Origin of the sequence: Candidatus Stoquefichus massiliensis AP9, from assembly GCF_000455285.1 — a bacterium.
Taxonomy (GTDB): Bacteria; Bacillota_I; Bacilli_A; order Erysipelotrichales; family Coprobacillaceae; genus Stoquefichus; species Stoquefichus massiliensis.
Genome location: NZ_HG005289.1, coordinates 16535 through 39430, shown reverse-complemented (window position 1 = coordinate 39430; position 22896 = coordinate 16535). Strand labels below are relative to the sequence as shown.

The following is a 22896-nucleotide window of genomic DNA, read 5'->3' as shown; positions in this document are numbered from 1 at the left end:
ATTGTTTTAGAAGTTGAAGAACCAGTTGATGACATAACCAAAAGACGTGTTGCTTTTTACGAAAGAAATCAATATGTATTAAATCCATATCATTTTATACAACCTGCATTAAGAAACAATGTATCAAAAGTAGAACTCATGTTAATGAGTTATCCAAATGCTATTGATGTTTATACTTTTGATCAAATCAAAAAACAAATCTTTAGAGTTGTTTATCATCAAGGAATATAAGGAGTATTATGAAAGCGTTAGAAGAAAAAATATTAAAAGAAGGAATTGTCAAAGAAGGAAATGTTTTAAAAGTTGATAATTTCTTAAACCATCAAATTGATGTTGCATTCTTAGATCAAATGGGTGCAGAGTTTAGAAAATTATTTCACGAGAAAAAAGTCACAAAAATCTTGACAATTGAAGCCAGTGGAATTGGTGTTGCAGTGATGACTTCAAAACATTTTGATTATGTTCCAGTTGTTTTTGCGAAGAAATCAAAAACATCAAACATATCAGATGAACTTTATCATACAAAAATTCATTCTTATACACATCAAAAAACAAATGATGTTGTGGTTTCAAAACAATATTTAAATAAAGATGACCATGTCTTAATTGTTGATGACTTTTTAGCTAATGGATGTGCGATGTTAGGATTAATTAATCTTGTTCATCAAGCAGGAGCAAAAGTTGAAGGCGTTGGCATAGTCATTGAAAAAGGTTATCAGGAAGGTGGTGCTAAGATTAGAGAACTTGGCTATCACCTTGAATCACTTGCAATTATTGAAAGCATGAATGATCAGACTTGTGAAATCACATTTAGAAAGTAGAGGGTAAATATGTACTGTCAAAACTGTGGAAAAGAATTAAATGAGACTGATCAATTTTGTGGAAGTTGTGGAGCCAAAGTCATTCAGCTAAGAAGGAATTGTCCAAATTGTGGAGCATCAATTGAATCATTTGATCAAGTTTGTTCACATTGTGGTTATCAATTGCCTGTTGAAGTGAAACATCCAATTATACAAAAATCAAGAGTCGTTGCTGGTTTGCTAGGTATTTTCTTAGGAGGAATGGGTGTTCATAATTTCTATTTAGGTTATTCGTCCAAAGGGTTTATTCAGGTTTGTTTATTTTTGGCTGGAATATTGACATTAGGATTAACAAGTTTTGCAGCTGCTTTATGGGGATTTGTAGAAGGAATTTTATTATTATGCGGATCTATTGAAAGAGATGGTAATGATCATTTATTAAAATAAGAAGTGAAAACTTCTTTTTATTATTCATAAAACATTGATAAAATGGTGGAATTATTGTATTCTTATGTATACATATATGAGTGAAAAGGGGAGATTTTATGAGTAAAGTTGTGAAATTTGGAGGGTCATCTTTAGCAGATGCCAATCAATTTAAGAAAGTCTATGAAATTATCAAGGCCGATGAACAAAGACGTTTTGTTGTGCCAAGTGCACCTGGTAAACGTTTTAAAGAAGATACAAAAGTAACAGATTTACTATATAAGGCATATAATGCTGAAACAACTGTTGAATTTACAACAACATTTGAAGAAATAAAAGAGAGATATCAGGATATTATTGATGGATTAAAATTAACCATTTCTTTAGAAGAAGATTTCAAACAAATTCAAGAAGATTTTGAAAATCACATTGGTGAAGATTATGCAGCAAGTCGTGGGGAATATTTAAATGGAAAATTATTAGCCAATTATCTAGGTTTTGAATTTATTGATGCCAAAGATGTCATCTTTATTGATGAACATGGAAATTATGATATTGAAAAAACAGATAAAATTTTATCAGAAAAACTAGCAAGTGTAAAAAATGCAGTTATTCCAGGTTTTTATGGTTCATTGAATGATGATTCAGGAACAATCAAAGCGTTCTCACGTGGTGGCTCTGATGTGACTGGTTCTATTGTTGCTAAAAATGGAAAAGTCGATTTATATGAAAACTGGACTGATGTCTCTGGCTTCTTAATTGCTGATCCACGTATTGTTAAAAATCCTGACGTCATTGAAACGATTACATATAAAGAATTAAGAGAGTTATCTTATATGGGTGCTTCTGTTTTACATGAAAATTCTGTTTTCCCTGTACGTAGTGAAGGGATCCCTATTAATATAAAAAATACAAATCATCCCGAAGATCCAGGAACTTTAATTGTTGAAAGCACATGTCATAAACCAGCCCATGTGATTACTGGGATTGCAGGAACAAAAGGTTTTGCGACTGTGATGATTGAAAAAGATATGATGAACTCTGAAATTGGTTTTGGACGTAAAGTCTTAGAAGTCTTTGAAGAACATGATTTATCATTTGAACATATGCCTTCTGGTATTGATACAATGACAATTATTGTGAATACTGATGAATTTATTGATAAAGAACAAGATGTTTTGGCAGGAATTCATCGTGCTGTTCAACCTGATTCAATTGAATTAGAGTCTGATTTGGCATTGATTGCAGTTGTAGGACGTGGAATGAAAGCCAGCAGAGGAACAGCTGCTAGAGTTTTCAATGCTTTAGCAAAAGAAAATATTAATATAAAAATGATTGACCAAGGTTCAAGTGAGTTAAATATTATCATTGGTGTCAGAAATTGTTATTTTGAACCTGCTATTAAAGCAATCTATAATGAATTTATTGATTAATCACCTTATGGTGATTTTTCTTTTAAATGAGATATTTCCATGATAAATGATAAAATGTAACTAAAAGACAAAGATTGCAAGTTAAACTGAAAAACTTTCTTTTTTCTTATGTTAATATACTGAAGATAGGAGGTGGTATGAATGGAACTTGGAGTGATTATTTTTGACTTTATATGTTTACATTTTCATTTTCTGGATGTACAGGTATATAATATTGAGTTTTTTCCATTAAGCATAAGTTTAATGATTCTGATTTTAGGATTTCTACATGAATTTCAAAAAAACACGTAAAAAAGAATATCCCTTTTTGATTGGAATAAGTTGTATCATGTTAGGACAAACATTGCTTTATACTTTGTTCCTATTGTTTATGAAAAAAGAAGTTTCAAACTATCCCAAATCAAAAGCCTATCGTATTTGGATTATCCTTTATGTCATATGTAGAGTTGTAAAAACTTTACCTGAACTTTGCTATTTTTATTTTTTTCGTAAGTACAGTCAGTAGCTAAATGAATATTTTTCTATCATGTTTGTTATATCTGTTATAGCAACTCTCATCCATTTGTTAAGGATTAAGAAATGAGTTCGTGTTAATAACCATCCTCAACCCATCATCATGAAAAAGTTAGTATCTCTATCTATTCTTACAATTATCATCACTATCATTGTTATAACATTTCCATGATATATCCATTCAAAATGATATTTATCAGATATCTAATGATCAAATTGTTATTAATTATCTCTTTCCTTTCCGTATGAATTATACAAATGGTGTGATGACAAATATAGATGTTTTCTCAGATATCGAATTAAAAAAAAGAAATCAAAGCAAAGTATTTAGCTAGTGAAATCAATAATCAATCGTGGTAATATTGTTTATCATGATGATCAAACATGTGAGTATGATGAACAAGAATCATCTGAATATATGGGGATTATCCTATTTCTTCAAGTTGTGAAATGACTCTTGATGATTGCACATATCAAGCTAAAATCGAAAAGATTCATTTAGATAAATACAAATATGAAGATAAAAATAGAAAAGTTCTCACTTATCAAGAACGAGAACTTGTTGAACAGTAGTATCGTGATGGCGTTACATTCTATAACGAACTGCCTTTTTGTCAAACGCTCTATCAAGGAGAGGGACCTTATACGATTATTGTTCTTACCAAGATCAGAGCTACATCATAGAGAAAGAATATCCTTTAACAAGAGATGAAACTTCTTTGCCATGATCAACACCATTGATTTTTAGAAGAAAAGTTAAAGCATTACGATTATTTAGATGTTGTCTTGGTTGAAATTGCTTTTATATGCTGTTTTATTATCATTGATGATTAAATCACTTTATTCTCACCTAAGAAATCATCTTTAATATATAGTTTATATGATTTAATCAGCTTGCTGATTTATAATCAACTGAGATGGGAAATGTATCTTTACATGAGTGTTTATGTATTTCTCTCTTTAAGTATTGATTTATATCATGAGTATAGTTGGACAAAATTACTTAGAAAAGCAACTCAATCTTATGATGAAAAAAGAATTTCATAAATGATAATTTTAAAAGTTTTAAAAAGTGTTATAATTAATAAGGAGGCGTTTTTATGCGAATATTGATGTTAGCACCTTTACAAAAAGAAAACTTTGAGAAGATTGAAACTCATTTTCCAGATGATGAATTTAATTATAGTTCTGGACTTACTGTAACTCAAGATCTTATTGATGAATGTGATGTAATTGTTGGGAACACTGGAAATTACGTAAACATTAATAAAGAAAATATTCAATTGCTGATGTTACATAGTGCAGGAAGTGATAGCTATATAAAACCTGGACGTATGCATCCTCATACGAAATTAACAAATGCAAGTGGAACTTATGGAAAAGCTATTGCAGAACATGTTATTGGAATGATTTTGACATTAAATAAAAATTTAAAAGTATATACCCACCATATGGAGCAGCATTTATGGCAAAGTGTTTCTATCGGAAAAGAAATATATCAAAGTACAGTTCTGATTGTTGGATTAGGAGATATTGGTTATGAACTTGCTAAACGTTTAAAAGCATTTGATTGTAAGATTGTTGGTGTGAAAAGAACAAATTCATCATTACCGCCATATATTGATGAACTCTATACAACAGATCACATTGATGCAATTTTACCTCAAGCCGATTTTGTAATTTTGGCTTTGCCACAAACAGAAGAAACAGTTCATATGTTTGATAAAAAGCGTTTGTTGTTGATGAAAAAAGATGCAGTACTCATCAATGTTGGTAGAGGGAGTGCCATTGTAACAAATGATTTAGTAGATGTTTTAAAGAGTGGTCATCTTTATGGAGTAGGCTTAGATGTTGTAGAAGACGAACCATTATCCATAGAACATAAATTATGGGATTTTGAGAATGTTTTGATAACACCACATGCTTCTGGAGGATATGTATGGGCGAGTGCAAGAAACTATTTTACTGATTTGGTCATTAGAAATCTTAAACATTTTCAAAATCATGAACCATTAGAAAATGAAGTTGATTTCCAAACAGGATATCGAAAGATTATTGAATATAAATAAAATCAATGAGGTTATACTGAGAGTATAACTTCTTTTTCATATGAGTTGACTTTTTATTAAGAAGATATATAATAACAGTATACCCTATAGGGGTGGGAGGTGTTTTATGAAACAAAAATATGATATAGTGGGTATGAGTTGTAGTGCATGTAGTGCTCATATTGATAAAGCGGTAAGACATCTTGATGGTGTAGATAGTGTTAATGTAAATTTACTCAGTAATTCAATGGTTGTTGAATATAATGAGGAAAAAGTGAATGATGCCTTAATTATGAAAACGGTAGAAGAGGCTGGATATAAAGCGACGCCTGAAAAGACAGCTATTCAGCCATCCTCAAAAGAGGATACAATCAAACAAAAAAAGAATTCATTGATTCTTTCGTTTATTTTTCTCATTCCATTGTTTTATATTTCAATGGGACATATGATGGGGGCTCCGTTACCTGATATTTTATTAGGTCATGAAAATATGATGGTTTTTGCCTTGACACAATTATTTTTAACTTTACCAATCATGTATATTAATCGTGGCTATTTTCAAAGAGGGTTTAAATCATTGTGGCATAAGAGTCCAAATATGGATACATTGATTGCGATGGGATCGGCAGCTGCAGCCATTTACAGCATTTATGCAATATTTATGATGGGCTATGATTTAGGACATAGCAATATGAATGAAGCTCATCAGTATATGATGCAACTTTATTTTGAATCGGCTGGTATGATCCTCACATTAATTTCATTAGGAAAATATTTAGAATCACGTTCTAAGAAGAAAACATCAGAAGCAATTGAAAAATTAATGAATTTAATGCCATCTACTGCGACTGTTTTAATAGATGGTCAGGAAGTGGTTGTGAATATTGAAGATGTTCAAGTTGGGGATACAGTGATTGTGAAATCTGGGCAAAGCATTCCAGTAGATGGTGTGATTATCAAAGGACAAACATCTGTTGATGAATCTATGATTACAGGTGAAAGTTTGCCTGTAGATAAAGCAGTGAATGATAAAGTCATTGGAGCAACTATGAATGTGGAAGGATATATTCATATTCAAGTGACTCATACAAGTGGAGAAACAACACTATCACAAATTATTCAGTTGGTGGAAGATGCGAGTTCATCTAAAGCACCAATTGCTAAATTGGCTGATCAAATTAGTGGAATATTTGTTCCTATTGTCATGGTCATTTCCTTAATCACATTTATTGTATGGATGACGTTAGGAAGTCAAACATTTCACTTTGCGTTGACTTGTGCTATTGCAGTATTGGTGATTTCGTGCCCTTGTGCTTTAGGTTTAGCAACTCCAACGGCTATCATGGTTGGAACTGGAAAAGGAGCACAACTTGGAATCTTAATTAAATCAGCTGAGAATCTAGAACTGTTATCAAAAGCAGATAGCATTGTATTGGATAAAACAGGAACAATTACGAAAGGGAAACCACAAGTCACAGATATTTATCCTATCAACCGAAGTGAAAATGAATTGTTAAGTTTAGCGGCATCTATTGAAAATGCATCTCAGCATCCATTGGCCAAAGCTATTGTTCAGTATGTCAAAGAAAAAAATCTTTCCTTTACAACTGTTGAATCTTTTGAAATGATTCAAGGGCAAGGATTAATTGGCTATCATGAAAATCATCAGATTGTTTCTGGTAATAAACGTTTAATGGAAACAAATCAGATTGATTTATCGCAAGTTGAAGATATTTCTCAGCAATTAGCAAGTGTTGGAAAAACACCATTATATTATGCAATGGATGGACAATTGATTGGGATGGTTGTTGTGAGTGATGTGATGAAAGAAACAAGTCAGCAGGCTATTCAGCAATTAAAGGATATGAATTTATCCATTTATATGTTAACAGGTGATAATGCTTTAACCGCCAAAGCCATTGGTGATACGTTAGGTGTTGAAGTGATTGCTGAAGTCTTACCACAAGATAAAGAAAAACATATTCGAGATTTACAAGCACAAGGTCATCAAGTTATTATGGTTGGAGATGGAATTAATGATGCACCTGCGTTAATGCGTGCTGATGTTGGTATTGCAATGACATCGGGAACTGATATTGCGATGGATTCAGCTGATATTGTTTTAATGAAAAATGATTTACAAGATGTTGTGGCTTCGATAGAATTAAGTCATGCAGTGATTAAAAATATTAAAGAAAACTTATTCTGGGCATTCTTCTATAATGTGATTGGTATTCCTATTGCAGCAGGCTTGTTCTATCCAATATTTGGCTGGTTACTTGATCCAATGTTTGGAGCTGCTGCTATGAGTTTAAGTTCAGTCTTTGTAGTGAGTAATGCTTTAAGATTAAGATTTTTTAAACCAAAACAAATACAAACAAAACAGGAGGATAAAAAGATGAATAAAGTGATGAATATTGAAGGAATGATGTGTGCACATTGTCAGGCACATGTTGAAAAAGCATTAAATACTATTGATGGTGTCAAAGCAACAGTTGATTTAAAAAATAATTGTGCTAGTATTGAATTATCAAAGGATATTGATGAGTCAGTTTTAGCAAAAGCAGTGGAAGAAGCTGGATACAAAGTGGTAGGATTTCAATAATGAAAGCTGATAAATCACAAGTTACTCGTTTATTAAAAACAGCACGAGGACAAATTGATGGTATCTTAAAGATGATTGAAGATGATCGTTATTGTGTAGATGTTTCTAATCAAATTATGGCAACACAAGCTATCTTAAAGCGAGCTAATAAAGAGATTATTGGTGCACATATGAAACATTGTGTACATGATGCTATGAGTAGCGATGATGCAGATCAAAAAATAGAAGAAATGATTGGCGTTATAGACCAGTTAATGAAATAGAGGTTAAGTGTTGACTTAACCTCTATCTGTTTCATAAAGAGTATCTTCTTCTCGTATTATTTTGTCATAAATATCACTGCGATGTCCAATTGTGATGATATGAATAGTTTTATTTTCATCATCAATCTCACAAACAATACGATAATTCCCTACACGATATGCCCAATATCTTTGGAGAGAACCAGACAAAGCTTTCCCATGTTGACGTGGATTTGCAGAATTTAATAAATTTTTAGATACCCATTTTCTTATTACCTTTTGCTGATAATTATCAATTTTATGAAGTTGTTTTTTACTAGCTGTAGAAAATTCAAAAAAGTATTTATCCATGTCAATCAAGTTCTTTCATAACTTCATCCCATGAATAAGTCACTGGATTTTTTAAAAATTCGGCATATGCTTTATCAGCCTGTTTAGCTAATTCCTCATCTTCAATTGTTTCCCAAATTAAATGATGAATAAATTTAACTATGTCCTGTTTTTTTTCTTTACAAATCATTTTCATTTTTTCTTCTTGAATACCATCTAATACAATTGTTGTCACTGTTTTCACCTCGCAAATATTATAACACATTAATTGCTAAAAGCAACAATAATTGTCTTTTTATTATGTGAAAAAAAGTGTATAATAGAGACACTATGGAGGTGTCAAATTATGGAAAATGGAGTGATGATGCAATATTTTGAATGGTATCTTTCAAATGATTCACATTTATGGAAATTATTAAAAAAAGATGCGTTACATTTAAAGGAAATAGGTATAACTGCTGTATGGATGCCTCCAGCGTTTAAAGGTATTGGTGGAATTAATGATGTGGGTTATGGTGTATATGATATTTATGATTTAGGAGAATTTGATCAAAAAGGAACAATTCATACAAAATATGGAACAAAAGATGAATATATAGAAGCTATTGAAGCTTTACATCGTGTTGGTATACAGGCATATGGTGATATTGTTTTGAATCATAAAATGGGGGCTGATGCAACGGAAATTGTCAAGGCGTATGAAGTAAGTCAAAATAATAAAAATCAAATTGTGAGTGGGGAAGAAACTATAGAGGTTCCTACTGTATTTACATTTCCGGGGCGTCATGGAATGTATAGTGATTTTACATGGGATTGGACATGCTTTAATGGTATTGACTATGATGTGATGTCTAAAAGACATGCAACATTTTTATTTAAAGATAAACAGTGGGATCGTCATGTGGATATAGAAAATGGTAACTTCGATTATTTGATGGGTGCTGATATTGATTTCTCTAATTCGCATGTTGTGGCTGAATTAGAGGATTGGGCACAATGGTATTTGAATACAACGCAACTTGATGGTTTTCGATTGGATGCTGTAAAACATATTGATGCTTATTTTTATAAAGACTGGATTCGTGAATTAAGACAACATTATCAAAAAGAACTTTTTGCAGTAGGTGAATATTGGCATGGAGATGTTTCACGTCTATTAAATTATTTAAATCAGGTTGAAGGGGAAATATCATTATTTGATGTTCCGTTACATTATCATTTTTATGAAGCCTCTTATGGCAATGGACAGTATGACATGTCTCAAATTTTTAATGGGACCTTGGTTCAATTAGCTCCAAATCGGGCAGTGACTTTTGTAGATAATCATGATACACAACCAAGTCAGGGATTACAATCTTGGGTGGCTGATTGGTTTAAGCCTTTGGCTTATGCTTTCATTTTACTAAGAAAGGATGGCTATCCATGTCTCTTTTATGGTGATTATTATGGAATAGAATACAGTCATATTTCAGCAAAAAGAGATTTATTAGATAAACTTTTATATTTAAGAAAAAAATATGCTTTTGGTGAGCAGAAAGATTATTTTGATGATAATAGTATTATTGGCTGGGTTCGTGCTGGTTCTCAAAAAGGTGCGTTAGTCTGCTTAATGAGTGATAGTGTTGGTGGGGAAAAAGTGATGAATATAGGGAAAAAATATAGTGGACATAATTTTTATGATTATTTAGGGAATTATTGTGATGATATTATCATTGATGAAAATGGCAATGGTCTGTTTGCAGTTCATGGGGGTAGTGTGAGTGTTTATATAATGAAAGAGGAAAATAATGGATAAAAAAAGTCTTTTATCTGTTCATATTGCAGTATTATTATTTGGAACTTCTGGTTTGTTTGTCAAACTTATTCCTATGTCTGCATTACTTATTACTCTGGGAAGAGCTTTATTTTCAGCTCTTTCGCTTTATTTATTTGTTCATTTTCGTCATTATTCATTACGTTTGTATCGAATTCAAGATTACTTTTGGAATTTGTTTGCAGGTCTTATATTGACAATTCATTGGTTTTTCTTTATTATGTCAATTCAAGTGTCTACTGTTGCTATTGGAACAATAACATTTGCTACATATCCATTATTTGTCGTTTTTTTAGAACCATATGTTTTTAAAGAAAAATTTCAATATAAAAATTTATTAAGTGTTCTTATGATTGCAATAGGAATTGCCTTTTTAATACCATCTTTTCAATTAACCAATGCTATGACTTTGGGAATTATTTATGGTCTTATAAGTAGTTTTCATTATGCAATTCTTTCCATCATCAATAGACATTTGGCAGCTTCATATGATAGTGTTGTCGTGACTTTATATGAGCAGGCAGTGGCAGCCTGTGTGATGACAATTGTTATATCTATCATTAATCCACCGCTTGGTCAAGGTGCTTTTAAAGACTTTTTATATCTTATGATTTATGGTATTATTTTTACTGCTTTGGCTCATTCTTTATATATCCATGGATTAAAGAATGTGAAAGCACAAACTGCAAGTATTATTTCTGTTTTAGAACCTGTTTATAGTATTTTTTTAGCAATATTATTTTTGCATGAAAGATTAGCTTATCAAGAAATGATTGGAACTGTTATGATTTTTTTAGCAGTTATGGTTGGGACAATGCAAAATAAGGCAAAGGAGGATGAGACATGAAACATCAGCATCAAATCAAATCTATCTGTTATTTAGCGTGGCCTGCAATCGTACAAGAAGCTTTGAATGTTGTTGTGACATATGTAGATACAGCTATGGTAGGAGCATTAGGGGCAAGTGCATCAGCAGCAGTTGGTTTAACGAGCACTGTAGGCTGGCTTGTTTCAAGTGTTGCTGTTGCCTTTGGGGTAGGAGTTCTTTCTGTTTGTGCTCAAGCTGATGGGGCCCATGATACCAAACGTTTAAAATTAGCTGGGCAGCAGGCATTTTTTATGACATTAATTGTTGGTTTAGCTTTAACAGTTATCTGTTTGTGTATTTCACCTTATTTGCCTACATGGTTGAATGGTGACCCATCTATTCATAAAGATGCATCAGCTTATTTTATGATTATTTCATTGCCACTTTTACTGAGATCATCTGTTTTGATTTTATCTTCTGCATTAAGGGGAGTCAGTGATATGAAAACTCCGATGATGATTAATCTTTATATGAATCTTATTAATATTGTTTTGAATTTTCTATTGATTTATCCAAGCAGAGAAATCTATGGTATTCTGATACCTGGAGCAGGGTTAGGTGTCATAGGAGCTGCAACTGCTACAGCTATTTCGTTTTCCGTAGGTGGTATTTTGATGTTTATACGTTATTATCGTAATCCTATTTTCGATTTTATACAAACTGGTTTTCATTATCATGCGAGTGTTTTTAAGGATTGTTTACGTATAGGATTACCCGTTGTGTTAGAAAGAAGTGTGATTTGTTTAGGACAAGTTGCTTTTTCTTCATTGATTGCAAAACTAGGTGTTATTCAATTTGCTGCTCATACAATTGCAATTCAGGCAGAACAAGCATTTTATATTCCTGGTTATGGTTTTCAGTCTGCTGCAGCTACAATGGTAGGTAATGCGGTGGGTGAACAAAATGAAAAGAAAGTCAAACAAGTGACTTATCTGATTTGTTTATTGACATTTGTTTTGATGCTGATAGCAGGAATTATTTTATTTATTTTTGCAGAGAATTTAATGAGTTTGTTTACTCCTGATCCACAAGTTATTGCTCTTGGAGCTCTGGTTTTAAGAATCGTTTCTGTTTCTGAACCGATTTATGGTGTATTGGTTATTTTGGAAGGAACTTTTAATGGAATGGGAGATACGAAGGCGCCTTTTGCTTATTCACTTTTTACGATGTGGGGAATACGTGTTTTAGGAACATGGATTATGATTAATGTTCTTCATTTGAGTTTGGCGTTCGTATGGATCATGATGGTTTGTGATAATGTGGCAAGATGTTTCTTGTTGTCACGAAGGTTCTTGCAAGGTAAATGGATTTATCGAATGAATCGTTAAAACATCCTTTTTCTTTTTATGAAAAAAGGATGTTTTTCAATTGGTTAATGCTAAAATAGTGCCCATTAGAGGGGGACTAATGATGTTGAGAAAAGGAAGTTATTTCTATTATGCATTAGCTAATGGTATGTTTTATTATTCATGGGGAACATTTGCCTGTATTATTTCAGTTTATTTAGCAGGTGTGGGATATTCTGCAACAGAGATATCTTTTATTACTTCAGCAGCACCACTATTTGCAATGATTTCTCAACCAGTTTGTGGAATGATTGCTGATAAACTAAAGAGCCCAAAACTCGTTGGTATTGTCTGTTTGATTCTCTGTATGATTTCTGGATTACTCTTTGCCTATAGTCAGAACTTTATCTTTTTATTTTTATTTAATGGTTTAACACAAGGTTTTTTAAATGGAACAACTGCTTTATCTGATCGTTTGGCAACAGCTTCATCTTATCCATTTGGAGCCATTCGAGTATGGGGATCAGTCCTTTACGCTATCGCATGTCAAGTTGCAGGCTTTGTCTATGATTATATATCACCACTAGCAAATTACTATATTTTTGCTGTGGCAGTAGGATTAACCGTTATTGGTTTTATTAACATGCAAGATGTTAAACCTCAAGTTAAAACAAATGAGGAGCATTTTACTTTTCATGAAATGCTTAAAGCTTTGTTTAAAAACAAGGCCTTTATAATGTTTGTTGTGATTTATGTTTTGTTTCAAGGTCCAACCAGTGCTAATAGTGTTTATATGCCACTTTTAATTAAAGAATTAGGGGGAACAACAGCAATGGTAGGGACAACACTATTTCTCAGTACGATGTTTGAGTTGCCAGCTGTTTTGTTTTCTGATAGGATTATGAAGAGGATATCCTATCGTCATTTGATGATTTTTGCAGGCGGTCTTTCTGTTGTACGTTTTGTTTGGTATGCAACATGTCCTGCACCAATGATGATTATGTCAATGTTTTTCTTTCAAGGGTTAACAAGTATTATTTTTATTTTAGTTGCTGTACGTATTATTATGGATATTGTAGATGAACGTTTTGTAAATAGTGCTTATGGTATCTCTTCTATGTTGGCAAAAGGCTTTTCAGCCTTTATATTTCAAATGATATCGGGAAATATTATTGATTATTTTTCTGGAGCAGAAGCATATACTATTGTTTATTTCATGTATGCATTGATTATTTTATTAGCAACTATATTGGCTTTTTATTTTAAAATGCCAGCACATCGATTGAGACAAGAAAGGGAATGATTTCATCATTCCACTAGTCTATTATCTCAATAGTCCAGCTCCAGTCGGTTTCTTGCCCACTGGATTATGTTATCTTCTGCAGATCTGTCTATCAGATAATATCCATTGTCTGTAAGTCTACTCATCAGCTTCTTCTATAACACTGTTTTGTTCTCATGATGATTATTTCATTCACTATGACCATAGCGATAATCATCATGAGTTCTTTTATTTATATATTGCTTATTAATTGATGATACTTTCTCCACCTTATCAGCAGTGGTTTATTGATTCTTCCATATATCCTTTTAGGCAGTCTTTCTTTGTAACCCATTCCGCGTTTGGCAATTACATAGGTACTGTTATTCCTTTTATATCTGCATATTTCAGTTTGCCTATAATGCTTGTATAGACTTGATTCACTTCATTGATGCCAATTCCTGCCTTATAGCTTCGACTGTACAGCTTCTCTATGATCTCTCGATAGGAAAACTCACTCAGCATTCTATGATAGGACTTATTCTTATTGTACAGCTCAAAGACACATGCATATTTATCTCATACTTGAAAATTTTTGCACCTATATAATATCACAACAAGCAAATATCATCGATGCTATATGCAAATATATTCATAAATATTTGATGAATCCAACTTTTTTATCTATATGAAATTTGAGAAAGATAGCATAAATAATCATGGGTCTAATCAACAAAAAATGACATGTTTCATATGAGAGAATATAAACATGATTAATTGCAGAAATTCAATACCATGATGAAATGTTTAAGAGTGAATAGGATGTGTCATTTTTAAAGTAATAATCAGTAAAGAGATTAACTATCATATTTCATGATATATGTAATGTGATATAAAGAATGCTTATACATAATGTCAACAACATACCAGCTTCTAGTAAAGTTGCAATAATCTTATCATGTTTTTTTAATATTCCTCGATTTCTTGCTTCATTTAGAAGCTGATAGCCAATCATTAGTGGAATAACATTAAGAAGACTAAGTAATGAGCCTATTAAAGCGAGAATAGCAATTAAAAATGCTGCTAATGTAAATTCGTTAAATTGTTTTTGATATTCCATATGTTCACCTTCTTCACTATTATTATATCTCGATGAGATTTACTAACTATCAATGAAGTCTTAATATTATGTTAAGATTATCTAAAATAACAATAAACAGTATAAAACAGTTGACAACAGTTATATACTGTTATATACTGTTTGTGAACAGAGGAGGAGAATTATGAAAATTATTATTAATAATTCATCTATGCAGCCAATATATGAACAACTCATAGAACAAATTAAAAACATGATTGTCTCTGGCGAACTCAAAGAAAATGATATCTTACCATCTGTTCGTTCTTTAGCAAAAGAACTGAAAATTAGTGCTTTAACTGTCAAGAAAGCGTACGATAATCTTGAAGGTGATGGTTTTACAGCAACGATTCATGGGAAAGGCACATATGTGAAAGGTGCCAATCAGGAACTTTTGTTAGAAGAACAAAGAAAAGAAGTCGAAACCGATTTGGAAATGGCCGTCCAAAAAGGCAGAAGATGTGGAATGAATAATGATGAAATAAGAGAATTATTTGATCTGATTATGGAGGATTAATTTATGTTAAAACTAATTGATGTGAAAAAAGAATATAATCAGTTTACACTCAACTGCTCTTTAGAAGTACTACCTGGATGTGTAACTGGACTGATTGGGCAAAATGGAGCTGGAAAAAGTACAACATTTAAAGCCATTTTGGATTTGATTTCAATTGATGGTGGTAGTATTGAAGTTTTGGGAAAAGACAGTCATCAATTACAGCAAAAAGATAAACAGTTATTAGGTGTTGTATTATCAGATGCCGGATTTAGTGATTATTTAACGATTCAGGATGTTATTCCCATCTTAAATCAGTTATACAAAAAGTTTAACCGTCGTGATTTTGAAAATAAATGTCAAGCATTTGATTTACCGCTTGATAAGCAAATCAAAGATTTTTCCACTGGAATGAAAGCAAAATTAAAAGTATTGGTAGCTTTATCACATCAGGCAAAACTATTGATTTTAGATGAACCGACAGCAGGATTAGATGTGATTGCAAGAGACGAACTTTTGGATATGCTCAGAAAATATATGGAAGATAATGAAGACTGTTCAATTCTCATTAGTTCGCATATTTCTAGTGATTTAGAAGGGCTATGTGATGACTTGTATATGATACATGATGGTCAAATCATTATGCATGAAGAAACTGATGTGCTACTAGGAGAATATGCTATTTTAAAAGTTGATGAAAAACAATATTTAGAATTAGATAAACAATATCTTTTAAGACATAAAAAAGAAAATTTTGGTTATTCTTGTTTAACCAATCAAAAACAGTATTACTTAGATAATTATCCTTCAATAGTTATTGAAAAGGGAAATATTGATGAGTTAATTATGATGATGATTAGGGGTGAAAAATAATGTTAGGATTATTGATTAAAGATTTTAAACTGTTAAAGAATCAAAAGGCTTTCTTTATGATGCTGATTGGTTTTGCGTTATTCTTTTTGGTTATTAATAATGATCCTATTTTTGTTGTCGCATATGTGACATTTCTAAGTTGTTTATTTGTTGTGAGTAGTATTAGTTATGATGAATATAACAATTCTAATGTTTTCTTAATGACATTACCTATTACAAGAAAAGAATATACAATAGAAAAATATACATTTGGTTTATTAATTGGATCATGTTCGTGGGTTCTTGCCACAACATTAACTACTGTTTACTCTTATTTGAATATGAGTCATTTTCAATTGATTGAATGGTTAGGGACATGTTTTGTCATGTTGTTGATTGCTTTGATATTTATGTCAATTGTTGTTCCTGTTCAATTAAAATTTGGACAAACAAAGGGAAATGTTGCTATGATTTTATGTATGGCAGCGATTGCAGCCATTGGATTTGCCGGAATAAAAGTCGCTGAATTATTTGGGATTGATATTTTTGGAATCATTGATTCTTTAAGCACAATGGGAAGTGCTGCTTTGCTGGTTATGATTCTTGCATTTGTTCTTGTCTGTTTAGGTATTTCATATAGTATCAGTTTACAGATTATGAGGAGAAAGCAATTTTAAGATGATTCTCAATGGGAATCATCTTTCTCTTATGTTATAATAATGATGCAAAGATAAAAACACATTGAGAATCCGTTGGTAGTCGGATCACTGCTTGCAGTCAGTAACCTTCCTCCTTGGTCGTCCGTTCTTTGTGAATGTTTGTTATAAAGGAGGACTTTTTATGGACACAATATCAATTCAATTGACTGTCTATTTTGATGAACCATTTTGGGTAGGGGTTTTTGAAACAATTTCACAACATCAACTACAGGTAAGCCGAATTGTTTTTGGAGCGGAACCTATAGATGAAGAGATTCTTCTGGCTATTCAAAAATATCAGCGATTGAAACAGAGTCCATCTGTTGATATCAAATCAAAGCAACAACATATCTCACCTAAACGTTTACAAAGAGATGTAAAAAAGCAGATGCAGCAAGGACTTGGAACGAAATCTCAAATGGCATTAAAAATGCAGTATGAAAATGCTAAGCAAGAACGTCTCCAGGTAAGAAAAGAACGTTTGGAAAAAAAGAAACAGTATGTGTTTGATTTGAAACAACAAAAGAAAAAAGCAAAGCATAGAGGACATTAGTCCTCTATCTTGTTATTAGAAAATATTGTATTATGATTATTTCATTGTATAATAAAGATACTTTAAAAGAAGTTATGCTTCTTTTTCTTTTGGGAAGGGGTTAATTATGAGTATATTAAATGTTGAACATGTGAGTCATGATTTTGGAGGGAGAACAATTTTAGATGATGCGAGTTTTCGTTTGTTAAATGGAGAACATGTTGGACTTGTTGGTGCCAATGGTGAAGGCAAAACAACATTCTTGAATATTATTACTGGAAAACTTGCTCCCGATATAGGAAAAATTGAATGGTGCAAGAGAATCACAACTGGTTATTTAGATCAGCATACAGCATTACAGCCAGGACAAACGATTTATGAAGTTCTACAAGGCGCATTTTCACATAATTATGATTTAGAAAAAGAAATGTTATCAATGTATGACGAAATGACAACAGCAGATGATAAAAGAATGTCACAATTATTAGAAGATGTTGGAGAAATTCAGAATATTTTAGAACAAAGTGGTTTTTATATGATTGATGTCAAGATTAAAGAGGTTGCTAATGGATTAGGATTAAATGAAATAGGATTAGACAAGAAAGTTGATGAATTATCTGGTGGTCAGCGTTCTAAAGTTTTATTAACAAAATTATTATTAGAAAATCCAATGATATTGATTTTAGATGAACCGACTAACTATCTAGATGAACATCATATTCAATGGCTCACAAATTTCCTCATTAATTATGAAAATGCTTTTATTTTAGTGAGTCATGATGTTTCATTTTTGAATCAAGTGATTAATGTCATTTATCATTTAGATAATGGTGAACTCACAAGATACAAAGGAGATTATCAATATTATTTACAGCAAGTTGAACTCAAGAAGAAACAACAGGAAAATGCTTATCAAAAGCAACAAAAAGAAATTGCTGAATTAGAAGAATTTATCGCAAGAAATAAGGCGCGTGTAGCAACCCGTAATATGGCTTCATCACGTCAAAAGAAATTAGATAAAATGGATATGATTAGTAAGCCAAAAGAAAAAATCAAGCCTCAATTTTCTTTTCAACCATCAAGAACTCCTGGAAAAATCTTATTTGAATGTCAAAATTTAATTATTGGATATGATACTCCACTTACTCAACCAATGGATCTCATATTCGAAAGAAATAAAAAAATCGCTATTAAAGGTGTCAATGGTTTAGGTAAAACAACATTACTAAAGACTTTGATAGGTATGTTAGAACCATATAGTGGAACAGTTATTAAAGATCCATTCGTAGAAATTGGTTTCTTTAAACAAGAAGAAGTGGCAATTAAGAAAACAGCATTGGATTATATTTGGGATGAATTTCCAAATCGTAATAATGGTGAAATAAGATCTATGTTAGCCAAATGCGGTTTAACAAGTGAACATATAGAATCATTGATGATGGTCTTATCTGGTGGTGAAAATGCGAAAGTAAGATTATGTAAAATCATGCATCGAGAAGCCAATGTTCTTGTTTTGGACGAACCAACAAATCATTTAGATGTTGACGCAAAAGAATCACTTCAAAAAGCTTTAATCTCTTTTAAAGGAGCTATTATACTAGTGAGTCATGAACCAGAATTTTATTTACCTATTGTTGATGAAGTTATTAATCTTGAAGAGTCTTCAATGAAAATTATATAAGAAAAAGAAGATGGATCCCATCTTCTTTTCAAATTATGCTTTTTTCTTGTTTTTTAAAATAACAGCAACAATGATAATCAAAACAAGCATTACAGCAATACAAATACCAGTTGCTGTCCATAACTCAGGTTTAGCATAAGCTTTTGTCCATTCAGCAATTTTTCTAATGAGAATGGCAAGAGCATAACCAGAAGTCGCTGCACCTAATAATGCTAAAAAAGCCTTAAACCATTTTGGAAAAACTTCTGTAAATAAAATTGCAGTGATTAGACAAATCAGTGCAATAAAAGCACATATTACAAAATGCATAGAGAAACCTCCTTTATATACATCATTTAAAATAACATAATTAGTAAAATATTGCAATAAAATAATGAAGTGTTCAATAGAATAATGATTATTTTTTTGTGTTAATTGTAGAATTATAGAAATGAATATGATAAACTATAAGGGCAAAGAAAAGAGGTAGGCTATGAGATTTAATAGAGGTAAAAGATATACATATTATAGTTCGTATTCATCTTCAAGAAGACAAAGAATACGTTGGGATAGAATTGCGATTATTGGTGTTGTTGTAGCACTTGTTATTGGAGTTATTGTTTGGTTTAATTTAAGTCGTTTGAAATTATTGTTCAAAGGCTATTCTTTTTCACAACAAAATGAAATATTGTCTTTAGAAGGTAAAGAAATTGATGAAATTTTATCACATGAGAAAATGGATCATATTACTGATTGGATTAAGACAAGTGAAAATGTGAGTTACTATGATGAATATGAAAAATACTTTTCTTTACATAAGGATTTACAAGTGAAAGTAGTTGTGACTACAATTGATGATGTTTTCAACAATTATGTTGCACAATTATCTGGTTTAGGTTATACCAATGATCAAATTTGGAAAGTATTAGAAACTGCAAGTGCGAATGATTTAAAATATTTACTTGAAAAACAATATACATATACTCAAATAGAGCCATATATGAAAGTGAAAGGTTTTGTTTTTACTGATATGGAAAAATATATGGAAGTTTATGCTCAAAAGAAAAATTATAATTATGCTGTTTTGATTACAACGTATCCATTTATTATTTCTGAAAATAAAGTTACAAAAACATATACAATTCAAAATCCAGAGAATATTTTAACTTTGGTAAAAAAAGGATTCCAATTAGCTGATTCATATGTACCAAGTGATTTAGTGAAACCAAATGTTCCTGTAGCACCTGATTGTGATAATTCAATGATGAGAAAAGAAGCATCAGAAGCTTTAGAAGAAATGTATAAAGAAGCAGAAAGTTTAGGATATCATTTGGTTATTAATAGTGCCTATCGTTCATATGCTGATCAAAAGAAAACATATGATGATTACTTTAAAAAATATGATGAAGTGACAGCAGCAAGTTTGGTTGCTTTACCTGGAGCAAGTGAACATCAAACTGGATTAAGTGTAGACTTAACAAGTACGAGTGTTATTCAAAAGAAAGCCAAAGGCGATGTCGCTGTTTTTGGTGATAGTGAAGAAGGAAAATGGGTAGAAAAGAACGCTTATCGTTTTGGATTTATTTTACGTTTCCCACTTGCTCAATCATCAATTACAGGAATTGGAAATGAACCATGGCATTTTAGATATGTAGGAAAAGATGTTGCTTTGAAAATACATGAAAATAATTGGTTACTGGAAGAATATTGCTTATATGAAGGCGTTATTCCAAATATTAAGGAAAATCAATAATCTAGGGATATCCCTAGATTATTTTTAGGAGAAATTTATGAAAACACTGATTACAACTTTAAATTCAAAATTTATTCATACATCACTTTCATTAAGATTGTTATATGTTTCTACATATAAAGATTTTGATATTGATTTTAAAGAATATACAATTAAGGATTCCTTAGAACATATTGTTTTAGATATATTATCAATGGAAATTGATGTCTTGGCATTGTCTTGTTATATATGGAATATTGAATACATCCAAAAATTATGTGAAATGATTAAGAAGGAAAAGCCAGAGATGATGATTATTTTAGGTGGGCCAGAGGTGACCTATGAACCACAATATTTTTTGGATTCCACATATGCTGATTATATAATAAGTGGAGAAGGAGAACGTGTTTTTCCCCAATTATTAAAAACAATAGAAAATCATCAAAATGCTGATATTCCAGGTGTGAGTTATCATGATCATATTTCTTCAATTATTGCAACGGTAGATTTAGCTTATGTTGAAAGTTTAGATTCACCTTATATGCTTCCTCAAGATCGTGACAATATGTCTAAACGTATTCTTTATTTTGAATCTAGTCGAGGATGTCCGTTCCAATGCCAATATTGTTTATCATCTTTAGAAAAAGGTTTACGATTCTTTAGCAAAGACTATCTTCTTAAACAATTGGATATGATTTGCCATAGCGATATAAGAACAGTAAAGTTTTTAGATCGTAGTTTTAACGCTGATGCAGATCATGCTATTATGATTTTAGATTATATTTTTAAGAATTACCAGCCAGGGCAACAGTTTCAATTTGAAATAAATGCTGATGTTTTAAACCAGAAAATTATAGATTTTATCAAAGATAATGCACCCAAAGATTTATTAAGGTTTGAAATTGGAATACAATCAACATATGAACCAACGAATAAAGCAGTAAAAAGGATTCAAAATTTTGATCGATTAAGTGAAGTTGTTCAGCAACTTATGGAAGATGGAAAATGTGATTTACATCTTGACCTGATTGCTGGACTACCTTATGAAACATATGAACGTTTCAAAAAATCATTTGATGATGTTTTTGCGTTTCATGCTAAAGAATTGCAATTAGGATTTTTGAAGTTATTAAGAGGGACATCTTTAAGGGAAGATGCATTGGTGTATGGATATCATTATCAGAAAGAACCACCTTATGAAATGATTGAAAATAAGTGGCTAACACAAAAAGATGTTATAAAAATTCATATGGCTGAAGATATGTTAGAAAAATATTGGAATAGTGGTCGTTTTGTCAGAACAATGAATGCTGTTATGAGTCAAGTTCAATCACCTTTTGATTTCTTTTATCAGTTCGCTTATTTTCATCATCAGCATCATTATAAAAAAATAGGCTATCAATTAGATGAATTATTTATGTATTTAGACAGTTATTTAGGTGAAGAATATCATGATTTATTAATATGGGATTATTTATCTTTATTTAAAGTGAAACCAAAAAGATGGTATCATCCTACATTAACAGCTCAACAACGAAAGGATGTCATTCGTTATTTGGTAGATGAATACCATCTTTCTCAAGAAATGCTTTTTAGATATGCGATTGTTGAGAGAATTAGTCAGGGTTATCTGGTTGTGATTTATAAAGACTTTCAATGTAAGATGGAAATTTATAAATAATGAAAGTTATTAATAGTCCTGCTAAGAAAGAAAAAATCATATCTTGCATCGTATCATGGACGCCTGTTGTATAATGCCTAGAGGCATCATAGTTAAAGAGAATCAAACCTGAGTATTCAAAAACTTCCCATAAAAAAGCAATTGCTGTTTCTACACAATTAATCATAATATATAGGAGTGACTTTTGAGTGATCATCGGTTGGAGAAGAATATAAGCTATGATGACAAAAAGAGCACCAGAAAGAAAATGCATAACTTTATCATAATAGGGTAAGTTATAAAAACCACAAGTTGTACCTAAGACCTGAGTGAGATAGATATAGACAATATACTCACTCCGATAAAGATAGGATTGTATAAAGAAAAGTGGAACTAATAAGGCAAGTGAAATAAAAAAACTAAAATGGAACTGATAAAAAAGAGACATGATTAATGTTATAATGTAAATCATAAATAATGTTTTATAGATATTTTTCATATTC

Annotated in this window: 22 protein-coding genes and 1 pseudogene; 18 read left to right on the top strand and 5 right to left on the bottom strand. The window is 31.3% G+C overall.

Features of this window, described 5'->3' with window-relative positions:
* The 7 genes and pseudogenes from BN350_RS09875 to BN350_RS09830 all read left to right on the top strand — a co-directional run.
* Positions 1-231, top strand: a pseudogene (locus BN350_RS09875) (GNAT family N-acetyltransferase); the annotation flags it as partial.
* An 8-nt stretch (positions 232-239) separates the two neighbouring features.
* Positions 240-821 (top strand): xanthine phosphoribosyltransferase, encoded by a 582-nt coding sequence (locus BN350_RS09870; protein ID WP_028043454.1) that lies wholly within the window; start codon positions 240-242, stop codon positions 819-821.
* A gap of 9 nt (positions 822-830) precedes the next feature.
* Positions 831-1247, top strand: coding sequence for a TM2 domain-containing protein (locus tag BN350_RS09865; RefSeq protein WP_028043453.1), 417 nt, complete (start codon positions 831-833; stop codon positions 1245-1247).
* Between the two features lie 98 nt (positions 1248-1345).
* Entirely contained in the window at positions 1346-2659 is a 1314-nt protein-coding gene (locus BN350_RS09860; RefSeq protein WP_028043452.1) for an aspartate kinase, read from the top strand.
* 1613 nt (positions 2660-4272) lie between these two features.
* Complete coding sequence (locus BN350_RS09840; protein ID WP_028043451.1) at positions 4273-5241, top strand: D-2-hydroxyacid dehydrogenase; 969 nt, start codon at positions 4273-4275, stop codon at positions 5239-5241.
* Positions 5242-5347: 106 nt separating this feature from the next.
* The gene (locus BN350_RS09835) at positions 5348-7825 is read left to right on the top strand and encodes a heavy metal translocating P-type ATPase (protein ID WP_028043450.1); all 2478 of its coding nucleotides are present in this window, start codon (positions 5348-5350) and stop codon (positions 7823-7825) included.
* On the top strand, positions 7825-8088 hold the full coding sequence (locus BN350_RS09830) for a metal-sensing transcriptional repressor (protein ID WP_028043449.1): 264 nt from the start codon (positions 7825-7827) through the stop codon (positions 8086-8088). The genes BN350_RS09835 and BN350_RS09830 overlap by 1 nt, the downstream gene beginning before the upstream one ends.
* Positions 8089-8103: 15 nt before the next feature.
* On the opposite strand, the gene BN350_RS09825 is transcribed toward BN350_RS09830, so the two are convergent.
* Both BN350_RS09825 and BN350_RS09820 read right to left on the bottom strand, forming a co-directional pair.
* Positions 8104-8418: a type II toxin-antitoxin system RelE family toxin gene (locus BN350_RS09825; protein ID WP_028043448.1), complete on the bottom strand. Its 315-nt coding sequence runs from the start codon at positions 8416-8418 to the stop codon at positions 8104-8106.
* Between the two features lies 1 nt (position 8419).
* Positions 8420-8632 carry a DUF6290 family protein gene (locus BN350_RS09820; RefSeq protein WP_028043447.1) on the bottom strand — a complete coding sequence of 71 codons (213 nt, stop codon included), beginning with the start codon at positions 8630-8632 and terminating at the stop codon, positions 8420-8422.
* A gap of 111 nt (positions 8633-8743) precedes the next feature.
* Between BN350_RS09820 and BN350_RS09815 the strand changes: the two genes are divergently transcribed.
* From BN350_RS09815 to BN350_RS18935, 4 genes are all read left to right on the top strand, one after another.
* On the top strand, positions 8744-10192 hold the full coding sequence (locus BN350_RS09815) for an alpha-amylase (RefSeq protein ID WP_028043446.1): 1449 nt from the start codon (positions 8744-8746) through the stop codon (positions 10190-10192).
* Positions 10185-11057: a DMT family transporter gene (locus BN350_RS09810; RefSeq protein ID WP_028043445.1), complete on the top strand. Its 873-nt coding sequence runs from the start codon at positions 10185-10187 to the stop codon at positions 11055-11057. The genes BN350_RS09815 and BN350_RS09810 overlap by 8 nt, the downstream gene beginning before the upstream one ends.
* Positions 11054-12406 carry an MATE family efflux transporter gene (locus BN350_RS09805; protein ID WP_028043444.1) on the top strand — a complete coding sequence of 451 codons (1353 nt, stop codon included), beginning with the start codon at positions 11054-11056 and terminating at the stop codon, positions 12404-12406. The genes BN350_RS09810 and BN350_RS09805 overlap by 4 nt, the downstream gene beginning before the upstream one ends.
* Positions 12407-12488: 82 nt before the next feature.
* On the top strand, positions 12489-13667 hold the full coding sequence (locus BN350_RS18935) for an MFS transporter (RefSeq protein ID WP_044600254.1): 1179 nt from the start codon (positions 12489-12491) through the stop codon (positions 13665-13667).
* A gap of 829 nt (positions 13668-14496) precedes the next feature.
* On the opposite strand, the gene BN350_RS09795 is transcribed toward BN350_RS18935, so the two are convergent.
* Positions 14497-14745 carry a hypothetical protein gene (locus tag BN350_RS09795; RefSeq protein WP_028043443.1) on the bottom strand — a complete coding sequence of 83 codons (249 nt, stop codon included), beginning with the start codon at positions 14743-14745 and terminating at the stop codon, positions 14497-14499.
* Between the two features lie 163 nt (positions 14746-14908).
* On the opposite strand from BN350_RS09795, the gene BN350_RS09790 reads away from it, so the two are divergent.
* The 5 genes from BN350_RS09790 (at position 14909) to BN350_RS09770 (ending at position 19022) form a co-directional block, all read left to right on the top strand.
* Positions 14909-15280: a GntR family transcriptional regulator gene (locus tag BN350_RS09790; protein WP_028043442.1), complete on the top strand. Its 372-nt coding sequence runs from the start codon at positions 14909-14911 to the stop codon at positions 15278-15280.
* Positions 15281-15283: 3 nt separating this feature from the next.
* Positions 15284-16132 carry an ATP-binding cassette domain-containing protein gene (locus BN350_RS09785; protein ID WP_028043441.1) on the top strand — a complete coding sequence of 283 codons (849 nt, stop codon included), beginning with the start codon at positions 15284-15286 and terminating at the stop codon, positions 16130-16132.
* Positions 16132-16788 carry an ABC-2 transporter permease gene (locus BN350_RS09780; RefSeq protein ID WP_028043440.1) on the top strand — a complete coding sequence of 219 codons (657 nt, stop codon included), beginning with the start codon at positions 16132-16134 and terminating at the stop codon, positions 16786-16788. Before BN350_RS09785 ends, BN350_RS09780 begins: the two co-directional genes overlap by 1 nt.
* A 163-nt stretch (positions 16789-16951) precedes the next feature.
* Positions 16952-17362 carry a YjdF family protein gene (locus BN350_RS09775; protein ID WP_028043439.1) on the top strand — a complete coding sequence of 137 codons (411 nt, stop codon included), beginning with the start codon at positions 16952-16954 and terminating at the stop codon, positions 17360-17362.
* A 106-nt stretch (positions 17363-17468) separates the two neighbouring features.
* Positions 17469-19022 (top strand): ABC-F family ATP-binding cassette domain-containing protein, encoded by a 1554-nt coding sequence (locus BN350_RS09770; protein WP_028043438.1) that lies wholly within the window; start codon positions 17469-17471, stop codon positions 19020-19022.
* 33 nt (positions 19023-19055) lie between these two features.
* Here BN350_RS09770 and BN350_RS09765 read toward each other — a convergent pair whose 3' ends face one another.
* A complete protein-coding gene (locus BN350_RS09765) occupies positions 19056-19331 on the bottom strand; it encodes a hypothetical protein (protein ID WP_028043437.1) in 276 nt (91 codons plus the stop codon).
* A 163-nt stretch (positions 19332-19494) separates the two neighbouring features.
* Here BN350_RS09765 and BN350_RS09760 point away from each other — a divergent pair, with 163 nt between their 5' ends.
* Both BN350_RS09760 and BN350_RS09755 read left to right on the top strand, forming a co-directional pair.
* Entirely contained in the window at positions 19495-20754 is a 1260-nt protein-coding gene (locus BN350_RS09760; protein ID WP_028043436.1) for a M15 family metallopeptidase, read from the top strand.
* Between the two features lie 37 nt (positions 20755-20791).
* Positions 20792-22414 (top strand): B12-binding domain-containing radical SAM protein, encoded by a 1623-nt coding sequence (locus tag BN350_RS09755; RefSeq protein ID WP_028043435.1) that lies wholly within the window; start codon positions 20792-20794, stop codon positions 22412-22414.
* Here BN350_RS09755 and BN350_RS21930 read toward each other — a convergent pair.
* On the bottom strand, positions 22350-22892 hold the full coding sequence (locus tag BN350_RS21930; protein WP_028043434.1) for a DUF2238 domain-containing protein: 543 nt from the start codon (positions 22890-22892) through the stop codon (positions 22350-22352). The two genes, BN350_RS09755 and BN350_RS21930, sit on opposite strands and share 65 nt — an antisense overlap.
* Positions 22893-22896: the final 4 nt, after the last annotated feature.